Here is a 17,680-nt window from a genome sequence, read left to right as displayed (position 1 = left end):
ACTCCTGATACTGCTTATACGGTGGCGTTGGCGGCGACGGTCGCGGCCGGGGCGTTGGCGGCATTAGCGGCGCCTCCCACCCGGTTCACGCGCACCGCGCAAGCCTGCGCTTGATTGTTGGCTTCCTGCAATTGGCGCACGCGCTGCTGATCGACCAGATCCTGCAGCGACACCGAATCCAGGTAATCCACCATCTTGCGATTCAACGTAGCCCAGAGTTCGTGCGTCATGCACTTGCCCGGCTTACCGTCGTTGCCGCTCGTACAGTCCCGCTTGCCGCCGCAGCTGGTGGCGTCCAGGGGCTCGTCGACGGCGAAGATGATGTCGGCAACGGTGACGTTGCGCGCCAGGCGGGCGAGCGAATAGCCGCCGCCGGGACCGCGCACGCTGTCCACGAGTTCGTGGCGACGCAGTTTTCCGAACAGCTGTTCCAGATAGGACAGCGAGATATTCTGACGCTGGCTGATGGCCGCAAGAGTGACCGGACCGCTATGCTGCCGCATAGCCAGATCGATCATGGCAGTCACGGCGAAACGCCCCTTGGTAGTTAGCCGCATGGTAGGTTCCCAGTGATTCGGCAATGGCCGCCAGCGAATCCAGCGGTCAATACCCGAGTAATTGGCTCAAGTATAGCCTATTCCCGACTAATTTGGTATGGCTCCCGGCTAGAAAAAACCGCGCATTCGCGCGGTCTTTTACTGCCTAGCACCTCCGAGAGCCGCCCGGCGGGCAGCCCTGCGGCGAAAGCGGATCACGCCGCCTGGTACTGGGTAGCGCGCTTGCGCACCAGTTCGAGGACACCCTGACAGGCGTCTTCCAGGTAGTCCAGGACCTTGCCGAAACCGTCGGCGCCGCCATAGTACGGATCGGGCACGGTGGCCTCTTCGAACTCGTTGGCAAAGCGCATCAGCAGCATCAGCTTGTGCTGGTAGGCCTTGGGGCACTGCTGCTGCATGGCGGACAGGTTGTCCCAATCCATGGCGAGGATCAGGTCGAAATCGCGGAAATCTTCCGCGGTCACCTGACGCGCTTCGCAGTGCGTGATCTCGTAGCCGCGCTTGCGCGCTGCGGCCTGCGCCCGGGCATCAGGCGCCTCGCCGATGTGAAACGCGTGCGTGCCGGCGGAGTCGATGCGAACCACATCGCTCAAACCCGCGTCATTCACCAAATGGCGAAACACGCCCTCTGCGCTCGGCGAGCGACAGATATTGCCCATGCAAACGAAAAGTACCTTGGTCATCATGGAAGTAAGTGTGCGGGAAAACCCGAGATAAGGCAAGCTTTTTTTGCGCCTGCGCGATAAAGGCGCGGCACATCCGTCCCTTTCATTTATTCATTTAAATCAATGAGTTATTGAGCAATCCGGATGTGGCGCTTGAACACCAGACCCGGATATTCCAACGGATTGCGAAAGCTTGATTGCAACGCAACAGATTTTCGCTCAATTCAGCCTATAGTCAGTAATTTGAAACGTTCAGATACACCGATTCCCGCTATACCGCGCCATCCAGCAGCACCCGCTGCTTCAGCGCGGTCAAAGCGTCGCGAGCCGCTGCAGCCTGCTCGAACTCCAGATTCCGAGCATGATCCATCATCAACTTTTCCAGGCGTTTGATTTCACGCGCCAGGGCTTTTTCGTCCTTCAGCAGTTCAGCGGGCACTGCGGCTTCCAACGCATCATGCTGCGTGGGTGCCACGACGCCGTCGATCAGCTCGCGTACTGCCTTCTGCACTCCCCTGGCGGTAATGCCATGGTCGGCGTTGAATTTCAGCTGCTTGGCGCGCCGACGCCCGGTTTCCTCCATGGCGCGCTGCATCGAATCGGTGATGCGGTCCGCATAAAGAATGGCGTGGCCGTTCAGGTTGCGCGCCGCGCGGCCGATAGTCTGGATCAGGCTGCGCTCTGAACGCAGGAAGCCTTCCTTGTCGGCATCCAGGATGGCCACCAGCGACACCTCGGGAATATCCAGGCCTTCGCGCAGCAGGTTGATCCCCACCAGCACATCGAAGGTGCCCAGGCGCAGGTCGCGGATGATTTCCACGCGTTCGACCGTATCGATGTCCGAATGCAGGTAGCGCACGCGCACGCCGTGCTCGCTCAGGAAGTCCGTGAGATCCTCGGCCATGCGCTTGGTCAGGGTGGTGACCAGCACACGTTCTGTTTGTGCCACGCGCGCCTTGATCTGTCCAAGCAGGTCGTCGACCTGGGTGCGGGCCGGCAGGACCTGGACCTGCGGGTCCACCAGGCCGGTGGGCCGCACCACTTGTTCCACCACATTGTCGGTGTGTTCTTTCTCGTAGGCGGCCGGCGTGGCCGATACGAACACGCACTGGCGCATGCGGGCTTCGAATTCCTCGAGCTTCAGCGGCCGGTTGTCCAGCGCCGAGGGCAGCCGGAAACCATATTGCACCAGCGTCTCCTTGCGCGCGCGGTCGCCGCGGAACATGCCGCCAAGCTGCCCGATGGTGACGTGGCTTTCGTCGATGAACATGAGCGCATCGGACGGCAGGTAATCGATCAGGGTCGGCGGCGGCTCGCCCGGCGCCGCGCCCGACAGGTGGCGGGAGTAGTTCTCGATGCCCTTGCAGAAGCCCAGTTCCTGCAGCATTTCCAGGTCGAAGCGGGTGCGCTGCTCCAGCCGCTGGGCCTCGACCAGATGGCCGTCGTCGACGAAGCGCTTGACGCGTTCGCGCAGCTCTTCCTTGATGGTCTCGATGGCGCGCAGCACGGTATCGCGCGGCGTAACGTAGTGCGAGCCGGGATAGACCGTGAAGCGCGGCAGTTTCTGGCGAATGCGGCCGGTCAGCGGATCGAACAACTCCAGGCTTTCGATTTCGTCGTCGAACAGAGTCAGGCGCAGTGCCAGTTCCGGGCTTTCCGCCGGGAAGATGTCGATGGTCTCGCCGCGCACCCGGAATACGCCGCGGGTGAACTCGGCATCGTTGCGGGTGTACTGCATGGCGACCAGGCGCGCCAGGATCTCGCGGCGCGAGATCTGATCCCCGGCGCGCAGGATCAGCACCATCGCATGGTAGTCGCCCGGATTGCCAATACCGTAGATGCACGACACCGTGCCCACGATGATCGTGTCGCGGCGCTCCAGCAGGCTTTTGGTCGCCGACAGGCGCATCTGCTCGATATGTTCATTGATGGACGAGTCCTTCTCGATGAACAGGTCGCGCGTCGGCACGTAGGCCTCGGGCTGGTAGTAGTCGTAATACGAAACGAAATACTCGACGGCGTTCTTCGGGAAGAACTCCCGCATTTCAGCGTAGAGCTGGGCAGCCAGCGTCTTATTGGGGGCCAGCACCAGCGCCGGACGCCCCATACGGGCGATGACGTTGGCCATGGTGTAGGTCTTGCCGGAGCCAGTCACGCCCAGCAGGGTCTGGAACATCAGGCCGTCCTCGACCCCCTGCGTCAAGCCCTCGATGGCGGTGGGCTGGTCGCCCGCCGGCGGATAAGGCTGGTACAGGTGAAACGGACTGCCCGGGAAATCGATGAATCCGGGGCCTGGCGCGGACGGATCCGCCACGACCGATGCCGCCGCGGGATCGGCCGTCAGGTTCGCTGCGGCCCCCGCCGTAATCGGGTCTATTGCGCTCTTAGGCATGCTAGACTCTTCCAGGGTAAACCCCTCATTATCCACAGCAGCCCGTACTGCGTCCACCCACCTCATCAGACTCCCATGAGCACCCTTTTCGATTCCGTCGAACTCGCCCCGCGCGACCCCATTCTTGGCCTGAACGAACAATTCAACGCTGATACGCGTCCCGGTAAAGTCAATCTGGGCGTGGGCGTGTACTACGACGATCAGGGTCGCATCCCCCTGCTGGGCGCGGTTCGCAAGGCTGAAACCGCCCGCATTGAGGCCGCCGCCGCCCGCGGCTACCTGCCGATCGAAGGCATCGCCGGTTACAACGCCGGCGCGCAGGCGCTGCTGCTGGGCAAGGATTCCGCGCTGGCCGCCGCCGGCCGCGTACTGACCACCCAGGCCCTGGGTGGCACCGGCGCGCTGAAGATCGGCGCCGACTTCCTGCGCCAGTTGCTGCCGACCTCCAAGGTCCTGATCAGCGACCCCAGCTGGGAAAACCACCGCGCCCTGTTCGAGCGCGCCGGTTTCGAAGTCGGCACCTATTCGTATTACGACGCCGCCACCCGCGGCCTGAATTTCGACGCCATGCTGGCCGACTTGAAGGCCGCCCCGGCCAAGACCGTCGTCGTGCTGCATGCCTGCTGCCACAACCCGACCGGCGTGGATCCCACGGCCGACCAATGGAAGCAGATCGCCGCCGTCGTCAAGGAAAACAAGCTGGTCCCGTTCCTGGACATTGCCTACCAGGGTTTCGGCGACGGCCTGACCGAAGACGCCTCGGTCGTTCGCATGTTCGCAGACCTGGACCTGACCATGTTCATCAGCTCCTCGTTCTCGAAGTCGTTCTCGCTGTACGGCGAGCGCGTCGGCGCGTTGACGGTCGTGGCCGGCAGCAAGGATGAAGCCACCCGCGTGCTGAGCCAGCTCAAGCGCGTGATCCGCACCAACTACTCCAACCCGCCCACCCACGGTGGCACGGTGGTGTCGACGGTCCTGAACACGCCTGAACTCTTCGCCATGTGGGAAGAAGAACTGGCCGGCATGCGCGACCGCATCCGCCTGATGCGCAAGCAACTGGTCGACAAGATCAAGGAACACGGCGGCAAGCAGGACTTCAGCTTCGTGCTGCAGCAGCGCGGCATGTTCTCGTACTCGGGCCTGACCGCCGCGCAAGTGGACCGCCTGCGCGAAGAGCATGGCGTCTACGCCGTGTCCAGCGGCCGCATCTGCGTCGCCGCGCTGAACAGCGGCAACATCGACAAGGTCGCCAAGGGCATCGCAGCCGTGCTGTAAGGCCACCTGCCGCGCATGGGCCCTCCGGGGTCCTCCGCCAGAAACGGGACCCTCGGGTCCCGTTTTTCTTTTGGCCGATGTTGGCTTGCTTTTTTGCGCTGCGTCCCCCAGAATGGCGCTGTATATATGTACAGTCCGCTAGCACCGGATCATCGCCATGGCCAGCAAACTCACTGATCGCCAACAACAAATCCTGGACCTCATCAGGCAAACCGTCGCGCGCACCGGCTTTCCGCCGACCCGCGCCGAGATTGCCCTGGCCCTGGGCTTCCGTTCCCCCAATGCGGCGGAAGATCACCTCAAGGCGCTGGCGCGCAAAGGCGCCATCGAACTGACGGCCGGAGCCTCACGCGGCATCCGCCTGAAGGACAACTCCCCTGCCCCCACGCAAAGCTCGCTGCCCATGCCGGGCCTGGCGCAGTTGCTGCTGCCGCTGGTCGGCCGCGTGGCGGCAGGCAGCCCCATCCTCGCCGCCGAACACGTCGAACGCGAGGTCGGCGTCGACCCCAACCTGTTTGCCCAAGCGCCTGATTACCTGCTGAAGGTACGCGGCATGAGCATGCGCGACGCCGGCATCCTGGAAGGCGATCTGCTGGCCGTGAAAAAGGCCACGGAAGCCCGCAATGGCCAGATCGTGGTCGCGCGCCTGGGCGACGACGTCACGGTCAAGCGCCTGCAGCGCCAGAACGGTCACATCGAACTGCTGCCCGAAAATCCAGACTTCGAACCGATCGTGGTTGAAGCCGACCAGGATTTCGCGCTCGAAGGCATCGCGGTAGGCTTGATTCGCACGCACGCGCTGCACTAGGCCCGCACCACATAAAACCGCAGCCCGAAAAAAACCCCGCCAATTGCTTGGCGGGGTTTTTCATTGGAAGCCCTGCTTCCAGAGAAACGCCCCATACAGGCGGCGCTCTCCGGGCGTTCATCAGTGCTTGAGCACCGGATCGGTCGAACCAGGTTCGGCAGGCTTGGCCACCAGGGGCTCCTTGACCGCTTCTTCCTCGGCCAGGGGCTCAGGCATGCGCTCCAGGGCCAGTTCCAGCACCTTGTCGATCCAGCGCACCGGAACGATCTCGAGGTGGTTCTTGACGTTGTCCGGGATCTCCGCCAAATCCTTGACGTTTTCTTCCGGAATCAAGACCGTCTTGATACCGCCACGATGGGCCGCCAGCAGCTTTTCCTTCAGGCCGCCGATGGGCAGGACCTCGCCGCGCAGCGTGATCTCGCCGGTCATGGCGACGTCGGCGCGCACGGGGATGCGCGACAAGGCCGAAACCATGGCCGTGGTGATCGCGATACCCGCGGACGGACCGTCCTTGGGCGTCGCGCCTTCCGGCACGTGCACGTGCATGTCGTGCTTCTCGAACACGCTGTCGGCGAAGCCCAGGCGGCGGGCGCGGGAACGCACCACCGTGCGGGCCGCCTCGACCGATTCCTTCATCACGTCGCCCAACGAACCGGTGCGTTGGATGACGCCCTTGCCCGGCATGTCCGCGACTTCGATCGTCAGCAGATCGCCGCCGACTTCCGTCCAGGCCAGACCCGTCACCTGACCGATCTGGTTTTCCTTTTCGGCCATGCCGAAGGTGTAGCGGCGCACGCCCAGGTAATCGCTCAGGTTGTCGCCCGTGACGTTGACCGGCTTGACCTCGACGGTCTTGCCTTCGGCCTTGGCCTGGTCGCTTTGGGTCAGCAACTGCTTGATGACCTTGCGGCAGATCTTGCCCACTTCGCGTTCGAGCGCACGCACACCGGCTTCGCGGGTGTAGTAGCGCACGATGTCGCGCAGCGCGCTGTCATCGACCGTGAGTTCGCTATCCTTCACGCCGTTGTTCTTCATCAGCTTGGGCAGCAGATGGTCGCGGGCGATGTGGATCTTCTCTTCCTCGGTGTAACCGGAAAGGCGGATCACTTCCATGCGGTCCAGCAGGGCCGGCGGAATGTTCAGCGTGTTGCTGGTGGCCACGAACATGACGTCGGACAGGTCGAAGTCGACTTCGATGTAGTGGTCCTGGAACGTGTGGTTCTGTTCCGGGTCCAGCACTTCGAGCAGCGCCGACGAGGGATCGCCGCGGAAATCCATGCCCAGCTTGTCGATTTCATCGAGCAGGAACAGGGGATTGCGCACGCCGACTTTCGACATGTTCTGGACGATCTTGCCCGGCATGGAGCCGATGTAGGTCCGGCGATGGCCGCGGATCTCGGCTTCGTCGCGCACGCCGCCCAGCGCCATGCGCACGAACTTGCGGTTCGTTGCCTTGGCGATGGATTGGCCGAGCGAGGTCTTGCCGACGCCCGGAGGGCCGACCAGGCACAGGATCGGCGCCTTCACCTTGTCCACGCGCTGTTGCACGGCAAGATATTCCAGGATCCGTTCCTTGACCTTTTCCAGACCGTAATGGTCGTTGTCCAGCACCGTTTCCGCGTTGCTGATGGAATTGTTGATCTTGCTCTTCTTCCTCCAGGGGAGGTTGATGAGCGTGTCGATGTAGTTGCGCACCACGGTGGCTTCGGCCGACATGGGCGACATGAGCTTGAGCTTCTTGAGCTCGGCATCGGCCTTCTTGCGCGCCTCTTTGGGCATGTGGGCAGCGATGATCTTCTTTTCAAGCTCTTCGATGTCCGCGCCCTCTTCGCCTTCGCCCAACTCCTTCTGAATGGCCTTGACCTGCTCATTCAGGTAGTAGTCGCGCTGGCTCTTTTCCATCTGCTTCTTCACGCGGCCGCGAATCCGCTTCTCGACCTGGAGGATGTCGATTTCGGTTTCGAGTTGCGTGAGCAGACCTTCGAGGCGCTCGGAGGTGCCGACGATCTCGAGCATCTTCTGCTTCTGCTCGAGCTTCAGGGGAAGATGCGCGGCGATCGTGTCGGCCAGGCGTCCGGCATCATCGATGCCAGCCAGCGAGGTCAGGATCTCCGGGGGGATCTTCTTGTTGAGTTTTACGTACTGCTCGAACTGGGCGACGATGGCCCGGCGCAAGGCTTCGGTCTCGGAACCCTGGATGGCGTCCGGTTCGATAGGCGTCACCTGGCAGGTGAAGTGCGAATCGGCGTCTTCGATACTATTGATGCGGGCACGCTGGGTGCCTTCGACCAGCACCTTGACGGTGCCGTCGGGCAGCTTGAGCATCTGCAGGATGCCGGCCACGCAGCCGATCTCGTAGACGTCTTCGGGGGTCGGATCATCCTTGCCGGCGGATTTCTGGGCCACCAGCATGATGCTTTTGCCCGCTTCCATCGCAACCTCGAGCGCGCGTATGGAGCGCGGACGGCCGACGAACAGCGGGATGACCATGTGCGGAAACACCACGACATCGCGCAGTGGGAGCAGGGGCAGGTCGATCGGGTCGGAAGGCAGGGTCTGGCTGGCAGACATAGGAGGTTCCTCGGTATGACTCGGCGTATCGGGGACGGGAGACCCGGGTATACCCGGGCAATCCACGTCGGTTACGTCTGTTATGGGAACAATAGCCGAAAATTCAAGATCTCGGCGCCTGGATAAGCCAAAGGCTGGAAAAAACCCCGGGGTGGCACCTTCAGTATGCAAGCGTCGCGCCTGCGAGAAAAGTATGTTTTGCCCCGGGAATGGGCCTCAGGCAAAAAAACCCGTTACGAGAACGGGCTTTTTTGAAATATCAGGCTGCGGCGTCGCGGACTTCGCCGCGCTCTGGCTTGTCTGAAGCCGCGTCCTCATCGGCGTAGATGAGCAATGGCTTGCCCTCGCCTTCGATGGCGCCTTCGTCCAGCACCACGCGCTTGACGTTGCCCTGGGAGGGCAGGTCATACATGGTGTCCAGCAGCGCCTGCTCGATGATGGAACGCAGGCCGCGGGCGCCCGTCTTGCGCTTGAGCGCCTTGCGGGCGATCGCCTTCAAGGCGGCGGGTCGGACGTCGAGCTCGGCGCCTTCCATGGCGAACAGCTTCTGGAATTGCTTGAGCAAGGCGTTCTTGGGCTCGGTCAGGATCTGCACCAGGGCCGCTTCGTCCAGCTCGTCCAGGGTGGCGACCACCGGCAGACGGCCAACCAGCTCGGGAATCAGGCCGAACTTGATCAGGTCTTCGGGTTCGACCTCGGAGAACAGTTCGCCCACGCCGCGCTCCGACTTGGCACGCACCGAAGCCGAAAAGCCGATGCCCGATTTCTCGGTGCGGTCGCGGATGACCTTTTCCAGCCCGTCGAAGGCGCCGCCCACGATGAACAGGATGTTGGTCGTGTCGACCTGGACGAAGTCCTGGTTCGGGTGCTTGCGGCCGCCCTGCGGGGGCACCGAGGCAACCGTGCCTTCGATCAGCTTCAGCAAGGCCTGCTGCACGCCCTCGCCCGACACGTCGCGGGTGATGGACGGGTTATCGGACTTGCGGGAAATCTTGTCGATTTCGTCGATGTAGATAATGGCGCGCTGCGCCTTTTCGACTTCGTAGTTGCAGTTCTGCAGCAACTTCTGAATGATGTTTTCGACGTCTTCACCCACGTAGCCGGCCTCGGTCAGCGTGGTGGCGTCCGCCATGACGAACGGCACGTTCAACATGCGCGCGAGCGTCTGCGCCAGGAGCGTCTTGCCCGACCCGGTGGGGCCGATCAGCATGATGTTGCTCTTGGAGAGCTCGACTTCGTCGCCCTTGATCTCGCCGTGGCGGATCCGCTTGTAGTGGTTGTAGACGGCCACGGCCAGCATACGCTTGGGCGAGTTCTGCCCGATGACGTACTGGTCGAGGAAGGTCTTGATTTCAGCCGGAGTGGGCAGCTCGGAACGAATCGCCGCGCGCGCGGTGGCTTGCGCCTCCTCGCGGATGATGTCGTTGCACAGATCTATGCATTCATCGCAGATGAATACCGACGGACCCGCGATCAGCTTGCGGACTTCGTGCTGGCTTTTATTGCAAAACGAGCAATGCAGCACTTTTGCGTCTGCCGATCCCTTTTTTTCAGGCATATTTGTTTCGTATCTCAGGTAAAGATGCGCCAGGCCGGCTAAAGGCCTAGCGCATGCGCTTACTCAAACGTGGTGGCAGCGGGTTCGGATCAACCTGGAAGTCAGCCTTCCGAGCGGGAGGTCATAACCTTGTCCACCAGTCCATACGATACCGCATCTTCGGCCGACATGAAGTTGTCACGCTCCGTGTCTATACCGATGCGCTCGATGGTCTGGCCGGTGTTATCGGCCAGGATGCGGTTCAGGCGCTCGCGCAGGTCCAGGATCTCGCGGGCCTGGATCTGGATGTCCGAAGCCTGCCCCTGGGCGCCGCCCGAGGGTTGGTGGATCATGATGCGCGAGTTGGGCAGCGTGAAACGCTTGCCCTTCTTGCCTGCCGCCAGCAGGAACGCGCCCATGCTGGCCGCCAGGCCGGTGCACAGGGTGGACACGTCCGGCTTGATGAACTGCATGGTGTCAAAGATGGCCATTCCCGCGTACACCGACCCGCCGGGCGAGTTGATGTACAGGGAAATGTCCTTGTCAGGATTCTCCGATTCCAGGAACAGCAACTGCGCGACGACCAGGTTGGCCGTTGCATCGTTGACCGGGCCCACCAGGAAAATGAGCCGCTCGCGGAGCAGACGCGAATAGATGTCGTAGGCGCGTTCGCCGCGCCCCGACTGCTCGATCACCATGGGAATGTAGCCCAGGCCGGTGGGGGTCACCGAAGACCCGCCATTCATTGCCGCATAGAAATCGGTGAATCTCTGCATAGTGTTACGCCATCCCCATCAACTGATCGAAAGGCACCTTCTCTTCGGTGACCTTGGCCTTTTCCAGCACGTGCGAGACGACATTGTCTTCCAGCACGATAGCCTCGATTTCAGCACGACGCTGGCGGTCGGCCAGGTAATAGCTGACAACCTGTGCGGGTTGTTCGTAGTTCTCGGCGAACTCTTCGATACGCGCACGGACTTGCTCGGGCTTGGCTTGCAGCTGGGCTTGCTTGACCAGTTCCGACACCAGCAGGCCCAGACGGACGCGGCGCTCGGATTCGGTCGAGAAAGCCTCGGGCGGGATCGGCACGGATTCGGCGTTCGGGATGCCGCGCTGCTTGAGCTCTTCGCGGGCGGCGGCGACACGGTTTTGCACGTCGCTGTCGACCAGGGCCTTCGGCACGTCGAACTTGCCGGCTTCGACCAGGGCGTCCATGACGCTGGACTTGGTGCGGCCAGCCGAACGGACCTTGACTTCGCGCTCGATGTTGCTGCGGATGTCGGCCTTCAGCTTTTCGACGTCGCCTTCGGCCTGGCCGAGCGACTTGGCAAATTCGCCATTCAGTTCGGGCAGCACGCCTTCAGCCACTTCCTTGACGGTGATGGTGAATTCGGCGGTCTTGCCGGCGACTTCCTTGCCTTGGTAGTCATCGGGGAACTTGAGCGGGAAGACCTTGCTTTCGCCAGCCTTCAGGCCGCGGGCGGCTTCCTCGAATTCCGGCAGCATGCGGCCTTGGCCGAGCACGAACGGGAAGGATTCGGCCTTGCCGCCTTCGAACGGCACGCCGTCGATGGTGCCGGCGAAGTCCAGGGTGACGCGGTCGCCGTCTTGCGAGGCACGGCCTTCACGGGCTTCGAACGTGGCGCGCTGCTTGCGCAGGACGTCCAGGGTCTGCTGCACTTCGGCGTCGGTGACGGCCGTTTCGTAGCGGGTGACGGCCAGGGCCGACAGGTCCGGCACGGCGACTTCAGGATAGACCTCGAACGTGGCGGTGAACGCCAGCGTGTCGTCGGTAACGCCTTCAGTCTTGGGCTCGAGGTTCGGGGCGCCGGCGACGCGCAGCTTGGCGCCATCGACAGCTTGTTCAAAGGCACGGCCAACTTGGCTATTGATCACGTCGTAGCGGATGCTCGGGCCATGGCTGCGCTCGAGCATGGCAAGCGGAGCCTTGCCCGGACGGAAGCCGGGGACCTTGGCGGTCCGAGCCACGCGCTTCAATTGCGCCTGGACTTCCTTTTCGACGTCGGCCACCGAGACGGCCAGATCAACACGGCGCTCCAGGCCGGAGAGGGTTTCAACCACAGGCTGCATTAAAAGACCTATTTTCCGAGAGATAAAGAGATGACGGGCGGATAAACGCGGCATTTTACCGGAAACTTCCGGACCCCTGACGCAAAGGGGCGCGAGCACCCGGATAAGTCCGGATACTCGCGCCCCGTTTTCCACCCGGGACGGGAGGATGAACGCCTATACGGACGCCTTACTTGGCCTTGGCGATGCGCTCTTCGATATGCTGCGCACGCTTGGCCGAGGACGGGTGGGAGCTCATCATATCGCTCTTGCCGCCGTCCAGTTCGGCCAGCTTCTGGAACGCGGTCACCAGGCCGCGGGTGTTGAGGCCCTTGGCTTGCAGCTGGTCGAAGGAATAATCGTCAGCGGCGCTTTCCTGCGACTGCGAGAACTGCGCGTTGATGAACTTTTCGGTCAGGTCGCCCAGCTGCGAGCCGCTCAGGGCTGCAACGGTGGCGCCACCGGCCGCATTGGCGGCGTCGCGCGCGGCGGAAACGGTGTAGGCGGTCTGCATGGCCTTCTTGCTGTGGCCCAGGGCCACATGGCCGATTTCGTGGCCGACCACGCCCAGCACTTCATCGTCGGTCATCATGTCCATCAGGCCGCTGTAGACGCGGATGCAGCCGTTGGCCATGGCCCAGGCGTTGACGTCCTTCGTGACGTAGACCTTGTAGCTGGCCTTCTGGCCGTTGACCGTGCCGCCGAGCTGCTTGGCGATCTTCTGCAGGCGGGCGTCGTACTTGCTGCCCGGAGCGGCAATCTTTTCCTGCGAATCGCTTTGCGCGCAAGCCTTGTCCGACAGGGTCTTGATCTCGGCGTCGCTCAGCGTGGCAGCCTGGACTACCTTGCTGCCGGCGCCGACCAGGCCACCGATGTCCAGGGCATGCGAGGCGGAAAACGGGGCGAGCGCGACGCTCAACGCGGCGACGGTGTAGCGGATCTTCATGGGAACAAACTCCTCTTTGCTGGCTCTATGCGAACGAGGCCGCAATTCTATATACGGCCAAAGCGCACCAAGCGTTTCGCCACACAGTTTCGCAAATGCCAGTTTTTCTTACATAAAACCCCAACGGGACCCGCGCAATCATGCTAGCCGGCTTGCCGGCGCCGCCGCGTCCCGCACAAAAAACTGATATCTGCGGCAACGCGGCATTGATAGAATTGCGCCCGCCTTTTTTCGCACACACCACACGGCTCGCACCCAAAAAATGATCTCCAACACCCCTCCCCGCCTGGGCCTGCTGCCCAGCCTGATATTCAGCTCGCGCTGGCTGCAACTGCCCCTGTACCTGGGCCTGATCGTCGCGCAAGGCGTCTACGTCATGCTGTTCCTGAAGGAGCTGTGGCATCTGCTGACGCACGCCAACAGCTTCGGGGAAATGGAAATCATGCTGCTGGTGCTGGGCCTGATCGACGTGGTGATGATCTCGAACCTGCTGGTCATGGTGATCGTGGGCGGCTACGAGACCTTCGTGTCCCGCCTGCGCCTGCAAGACCATCCGGACCAGCCCGAGTGGCTCAGCCACGTGAACGCCAGCGTGCTCAAGGTCAAACTGGCGATGGCCATCATCGGCATCTCGTCGATCCATCTGCTGCGCACCTTCATCGAAGCCGGCACCCTGGGCACGCCCAACGCGCGCTTCTCCGAGGCCGGCGTGATGTGGCAGACCATCATCCACGCCCTGTTCATCCTGTCGGCGCTGGGGATTGCACTGGTGGACAAGCTGGCCACGCCGGCGAACCACGCCAAGCATTGATGACCAGCGCCAGCCGCCACGGCGGCAAGCGCAAAAAAAGCCCCCGCACATTGCGTGCGGGGGCTTTTTTCTTGGGCGGAGCGCCGGGCCGGCCCGGGGCGCTGCCCTGCGAAGGTCAGGCCGCGACCTTGATATTCTTTGCGCTGGGACCCTTGGGGCCGGTACCGACCTCGAAGGTGACGCGCTGGTTCTCCTGCAGCGACTTATAGCCTTCGCTGCGGATCTCCGAGTAGTGAGCGAAAAGATCCTTGCTGCCATCATCGGGCATGATGAAACCATAACCCTTTTCGGCGTTGAACCACTTAACGATGCCGGTTGCCATGGAGTGTCCTTGAACCTAGAAAAAGCGATTGCTCGCGGGGCGCCAGATCATCAAGGATGGGAGAGGAAGCAACCGCAGTACCACTGACGGCGACAAGTGAAACGCAGACCGCGTCGCTTGAAAATCTCGCTAAACCCAGTGTATTGGCGAACCCCGAAAAACGTCAAATATCCGCAAGTTCGGCAAGACCGGAAGACTGGCGCAAAGCAAGGCCTGGCGAGGGTTCCTGCCCGCGAAACGGGCCAGGAATTTTCAACTTGCGACGCGTGGACACATGCGGATACCTAATGCGGCGCGGCGATTATCCAGCGAAGCCGCCGGCATCCAGGAACTCCTGCTCCGCCTGCGTGGTTTGCCGGCCCAGCGCCGCGTTGCGATGGGGGAAGCGTCCGAAACGCTTGATGATGTCGCGATGCAGGACGGCCCAGCGCAGCGAGTCCGCGTCCAGCGGCTCCATCAGGGCCACGCCGCGGTTCTGCGCAGTGAGGTTTTCCGCGTGCTCGAAAGGCAGATAGAAGAACTGGCGCAACTGCGGATCCACGGCCAGGTCATGGCCCACCGAGATGGCGCGTTCGGCGAAATACTGGGCCAGCGGATCCGTGGCGAACATGTGTCCCGTGCCGCGGTAGGCATTGCGCGGGAACTGGTCCAACAGGATCATCAGCGCCAAGGCGCCGGTGGCCTCTTCCAGCCACTCGTCCAGCTCGCGCTCCGCGGCGGCCATGTGGGCATGTTCAAAACGGGCACGGAACTCGGCGTCGAACGCGTCGCTCTTGCTGAACCATTGCTGCGGACCGGCGTCGAGCCAGAACGCGACCACGTCCTGAGGCTGCGGAACAATCGGCGTGGGGGAAGATGAAGTCATGACGGCGCGGATCCTGAAGTCGAGGCATGGCCGACGATAACAGAGCGCGCACCAGAACAGAACACGCGCGCGCGGCGGTTTAAAGCCTGCCCGCCTTTGATGAATCTGGCGCAAGTCTTGTGCCAGAAAAAAACAACATTCTAGGGATTACCCTGATATTACAAACGGGCGAATATTTTCTTTATTCAGAAAAAATCCGCCCGCAAAAAGCAAAAAAGCCCCGCGAAGGGGCTTCTACCGAAAACTCAGACCCTTACAGGACCTGGATCTTCGTGGCTTGCGGGCCCTTGGGGCCATTGGCCGTCACAAAGCTGACGCGCTGGTTCTCTTCCAGAGACTTGAAGCCCGAGCCCTGAATTTCGGAGAAGTGAGCGAACAGATCCTTACCACCCGCTTCCGGGGTGATGAAGCCATAGCCCTTTTCCGAGTTGAACCACTTAACGACGCCGGTTTCCATACTGTATTTCCTAGAGATAATGGGCAAATGCCCGGAGGTCACGAATCAATCAAGGAGGGGACAGTAGAACAATAACGCTGAGCCGGAAAAGGCACGGCACTGAACGAAAATCGCAACGCTTGTGATCGTGTGCCGACACTATCGTTAGGTTCCCCTCACAAGTCAACATAATCCTAAAAAATGCGTGCCAATAATGCAACAAAGAGAAACTGCACGCGGAATCCACACATTTTCATAGGCAATAAGAAGTCCTGCATAGGTGTTTACACCCACGCATCATAAAAAAACAATCAAGGCTTATATAAATGCCGTCCAACCGCGCATGGAGATTCTCCATACGCCGTTTGGGCTAGCACTTTGGTTTGCCGCCAGGCTTACTCGTCGATAGGTAAACCCAGCAGATCGAGTGCCGCGCCGAAAGCATCGGGACCCGAGCAAAGGAAAACCGCCACGTCGCCGGGATTCATATTCTCCAGGACTTGGTCGATCTGTTCTTGCGCATTATCAACATTGTCGACACTTGAGGCATGTATATCAGCCCCTGCTTCGACTTTTTCACGCGGCACGATGTCTGCGATCGCATCGAGGTCCGTAACGCCCACTACAACGTAGACGCTGATGCTCTCGCCATCCAGCGTGGTGTGCAACTCGACGCCGCCCGCTACGTCGGCAACCTGCCGACTTACTATTTCCATGATCACTCTTCCTTGACTTGCGGGCGCTGCCCGCCTGGGCAGGCACCTTGCAGGTGCACTCGCACGCCCAGGCGCGACTATAACAGCCTTGGGCTAACGCTTCTTGACTGTAGGACCAAGCGACTGCCGCGCGGCACCCGAGGTGGCCGCGACGGGACGGCTGCGCACCCCGGCATCCGCCAGCACGCGGGCGAGCGGCTTCTGGGCGGCCAGGAAGGCATCCTTCTCCTCGCCGGCCAGCTTGCAAATGAACATCTGCGCCAGCAATTGCGTGCGGCGGGCCTTGCGGTTGCCGGACTCCTGCGCCAGCCACTCGCCCACCCAGGCCGCCGCAGCATCGGCGGCGCCCTGCAGCTTGATGTGGCCCTGCAGGTCGTACACGGTCACGCCTTCGATGCGGTCGTCCTCGCCGCGGGCAAGAAAGAGCTTGGCGGCCTGGCCCGTGTAGCCAGGGATCAGCGCGAGGCAATCGCGCTCTGCGGGTTTCTTCATGGAATCTGCATGTATCGGTTGTCGAGAACCCTGGACTGTAACCCGGCTGCGCCGCCTGTCGCGTCGCGGCAATGGATCTCTGCTATCGTCGGCCTATCCTTTACCCCCAAAGAATGGTGGACATCATGCAACGCGATTTCGATCTGGTCGTCACGATCCTGGGCGCCCTGCGCGACGCGCCGGGCCCCAACCTGAGCACGCACGACATCAAGAACGCGGCCCTGGCCCCGCACCCCGAAGAGCAAGGCCTGCAACTGATCGCGCATCACCTGGACCTGCTGGAAGACGCCGGCCTGGTCAAGCAGATCAGCGAAACCGCGGCGACCGCGGGCGCGACACGCTGGCGCATCACCTGGAAGGGCTACGACGCCCTGGAACAGGATGAAGAGGACGAAGACGACGAGGACTACGACGCCGAAGAGTGAGGCGCCCGCGGCGCTCAGCGGCGCAGCAGGATGCGCCGCGTGAGCAGCGAAGCCGCCGCGCCGATCACCAGGCTGAACATGAAGGCGGCGATCGACAGCATCGCCGACAGTTCGTTGAAGCCGCCGTGGCGTGACAGCAGGAACACCGCCACGCCCACTGCCGCCGCCAGCGTGGCGACACCCAGCAGCACATGCTTGACGGAACCCAGGCGGCCGCACAGCGAGCCGCCAGCCAGCGCCGCCGCCACCATCGCGGCCATGGACCAGAACAGGTATTCGTACTGCATGCGGACGGTCTCCCCTGTAGGAATTGAGGCGCAGGCATTATAGGCGCGCGCCCCCGGCCCTACTCCGCGCAAGCCGACTGGCCGCCAGGCCGTCTAACCGCCTAGTCGCCTGCTCGCCTAACCGACGGCGACCACGCTGATCTCAACCAGCGCTCCGTAGTGCAATTCGCGCGTGGGCACGATCGCCCTCGCCGGCCGGTGCTCGCCGAAGCACTGTTCGTAGACCTTGTTGACCTCGTCCCAGAGCCCCACGTCCGGGATGTACACCGTCACGCTGGCAACCGCGGCCAGCGACGCGCCCGCCGCTTCGAGTATGGCGCGGACGCTGCGCAACGCCTCGCGGGTCTGCGCGGCCGCACCGCTGGCCAGCGCGGGCCGCGCGCCCGGCGCCGCCGGCGGCAGGAAGCCCAGCTGCCCCGAAACGAATATGAAACCGTTGGCGCGGACCGCCTGCGAATAGTGGCCCGCAGGCGGCGTGGCCTGCTGCGTATGGATGAGTTCCATG

19 protein-coding genes are annotated in these 17,680 nt (G+C 62.3%); 4 read left to right on the top strand and 15 right to left on the bottom strand.

The window, feature by feature from the left end; translation table 11 throughout:
• Positions 1 to 14 precede the first annotated feature (14 nt).
• The 3 genes from iscR to uvrB all read right to left on the bottom strand — a co-directional run bounded on the left by iscR (position 15) and on the right by uvrB (position 3,614).
• Positions 15 to 557, bottom strand: a complete 543-nt coding sequence (gene iscR / locus HWY37_RS07945) for a Fe-S cluster assembly transcriptional regulator IscR (protein ID WP_063642426.1) — start codon at positions 555 to 557, stop codon at positions 15 to 17.
• Positions 558 to 751: 194 nt separating this feature from the next.
• Positions 752 to 1,243, bottom strand: a complete 492-nt coding sequence (locus HWY37_RS07940) for a low molecular weight protein-tyrosine-phosphatase (protein WP_042794076.1) — start codon at positions 1,241 to 1,243, stop codon at positions 752 to 754.
• A 250-nt stretch (positions 1,244 to 1,493) separates the two neighbouring features.
• A complete protein-coding gene (gene uvrB / locus HWY37_RS07935) occupies positions 1,494 to 3,614 on the bottom strand; it encodes an excinuclease ABC subunit UvrB (RefSeq protein WP_246302222.1) in 2,121 nt (706 codons plus the stop codon).
• Positions 3,615 to 3,689: 75 nt separating this feature from the next.
• Between uvrB and HWY37_RS07930 the strand changes: the two genes are divergently transcribed.
• On the top strand, positions 3,690 to 4,889 hold the full coding sequence (locus HWY37_RS07930; protein WP_175205823.1) for an amino acid aminotransferase: 1,200 nt from the start codon (positions 3,690 to 3,692) through the stop codon (positions 4,887 to 4,889).
• A gap of 157 nt (positions 4,890 to 5,046) precedes the next feature.
• Positions 5,047 to 5,697: a transcriptional repressor LexA gene (lexA, locus tag HWY37_RS07925; RefSeq protein WP_175205822.1), complete on the top strand. Its 651-nt coding sequence runs from the start codon at positions 5,047 to 5,049 to the stop codon at positions 5,695 to 5,697.
• Positions 5,698 to 5,817: 120 nt separating this feature from the next.
• Here lexA and lon read toward each other — a convergent pair whose 3' ends face one another.
• From lon to loiP, 5 genes are all read right to left on the bottom strand, one after another.
• The gene (gene lon, locus HWY37_RS07920) at positions 5,818 to 8,268 is read right to left on the bottom strand and encodes an endopeptidase La (protein WP_175205821.1); all 2,451 of its coding nucleotides are present in this window, start codon (positions 8,266 to 8,268) and stop codon (positions 5,818 to 5,820) included.
• A gap of 259 nt (positions 8,269 to 8,527) precedes the next feature.
• Complete coding sequence (gene clpX / locus HWY37_RS07915; RefSeq protein ID WP_175205820.1) at positions 8,528 to 9,826, bottom strand: ATP-dependent Clp protease ATP-binding subunit ClpX; 1,299 nt, start codon at positions 9,824 to 9,826, stop codon at positions 8,528 to 8,530.
• Between the two features lie 101 nt (positions 9,827 to 9,927).
• Positions 9,928 to 10,581 (bottom strand): ATP-dependent Clp endopeptidase proteolytic subunit ClpP, encoded by a 654-nt coding sequence (gene clpP, locus HWY37_RS07910; RefSeq protein WP_175205819.1) that lies wholly within the window; start codon positions 10,579 to 10,581, stop codon positions 9,928 to 9,930.
• Between the two features lie 4 nt (positions 10,582 to 10,585).
• Positions 10,586 to 11,896, bottom strand: coding sequence for a trigger factor (tig, locus tag HWY37_RS07905; protein ID WP_176088297.1), 1,311 nt, complete (start codon positions 11,894 to 11,896; stop codon positions 10,586 to 10,588).
• 169 nt (positions 11,897 to 12,065) lie between these two features.
• Positions 12,066 to 12,821, bottom strand: coding sequence for a metalloprotease LoiP (gene loiP, locus HWY37_RS07900; RefSeq protein ID WP_175205817.1), 756 nt, complete (start codon positions 12,819 to 12,821; stop codon positions 12,066 to 12,068).
• Between the two features lie 262 nt (positions 12,822 to 13,083).
• Between loiP and HWY37_RS07895 the strand changes: the two genes are divergently transcribed.
• On the top strand, positions 13,084 to 13,632 hold the full coding sequence (locus tag HWY37_RS07895) for a TIGR00645 family protein (RefSeq protein ID WP_175205816.1): 549 nt from the start codon (positions 13,084 to 13,086) through the stop codon (positions 13,630 to 13,632).
• Positions 13,633 to 13,747: 115 nt separating this feature from the next.
• Here HWY37_RS07895 and HWY37_RS07890 read toward each other — a convergent pair whose 3' ends face one another.
• The 5 genes from HWY37_RS07890 to HWY37_RS07870 form a co-directional block, all read right to left on the bottom strand.
• Positions 13,748 to 13,954 (bottom strand): cold-shock protein, encoded by a 207-nt coding sequence (locus HWY37_RS07890; RefSeq protein ID WP_006225311.1) that lies wholly within the window; start codon positions 13,952 to 13,954, stop codon positions 13,748 to 13,750.
• Positions 13,955 to 14,255: 301 nt separating this feature from the next.
• Complete coding sequence (locus HWY37_RS07885; protein ID WP_175205815.1) at positions 14,256 to 14,819, bottom strand: DUF924 family protein; 564 nt, start codon at positions 14,817 to 14,819, stop codon at positions 14,256 to 14,258.
• 253 nt (positions 14,820 to 15,072) lie between these two features.
• A complete protein-coding gene (locus tag HWY37_RS07880) occupies positions 15,073 to 15,276 on the bottom strand; it encodes a cold-shock protein (RefSeq protein WP_006220190.1) in 204 nt (67 codons plus the stop codon).
• Positions 15,277 to 15,650: 374 nt separating this feature from the next.
• Positions 15,651 to 15,971, bottom strand: coding sequence for a hypothetical protein (locus tag HWY37_RS07875; RefSeq protein WP_175205814.1), 321 nt, complete (start codon positions 15,969 to 15,971; stop codon positions 15,651 to 15,653).
• A 93-nt stretch (positions 15,972 to 16,064) separates the two neighbouring features.
• Positions 16,065 to 16,463: a hypothetical protein gene (locus tag HWY37_RS07870; RefSeq protein ID WP_175205813.1), complete on the bottom strand. Its 399-nt coding sequence runs from the start codon at positions 16,461 to 16,463 to the stop codon at positions 16,065 to 16,067.
• Between the two features lie 125 nt (positions 16,464 to 16,588).
• Here HWY37_RS07870 and HWY37_RS07865 point away from each other — a divergent pair, with 125 nt between their 5' ends.
• Complete coding sequence (locus tag HWY37_RS07865) at positions 16,589 to 16,888, top strand: DUF2513 domain-containing protein (protein ID WP_176088296.1); 300 nt, start codon at positions 16,589 to 16,591, stop codon at positions 16,886 to 16,888.
• A 14-nt stretch (positions 16,889 to 16,902) separates the two neighbouring features.
• Here the strand turns inward: HWY37_RS07865 and HWY37_RS07860 are convergent, their stop codons facing one another.
• Both HWY37_RS07860 and HWY37_RS07855 read right to left on the bottom strand, forming a co-directional pair.
• Entirely contained in the window at positions 16,903 to 17,175 is a 273-nt protein-coding gene (locus HWY37_RS07860; protein ID WP_176088295.1) for a hypothetical protein, read from the bottom strand.
• 117 nt (positions 17,176 to 17,292) lie between these two features.
• Positions 17,293 to 17,679: a RidA family protein gene (locus HWY37_RS07855; protein WP_175205810.1), complete on the bottom strand. Its 387-nt coding sequence runs from the start codon at positions 17,677 to 17,679 to the stop codon at positions 17,293 to 17,295.
• Position 17,680: the final 1 nt, after the last annotated feature.

Origin of the sequence: Achromobacter anxifer, assembly GCF_903652925.1 — a bacterium.
GTDB lineage: Bacteria > Pseudomonadota > Gammaproteobacteria > Burkholderiales > Burkholderiaceae_B > Achromobacter > Achromobacter anxifer.
This window is presented reverse-complemented; position numbering and strand designations above follow the sequence as displayed.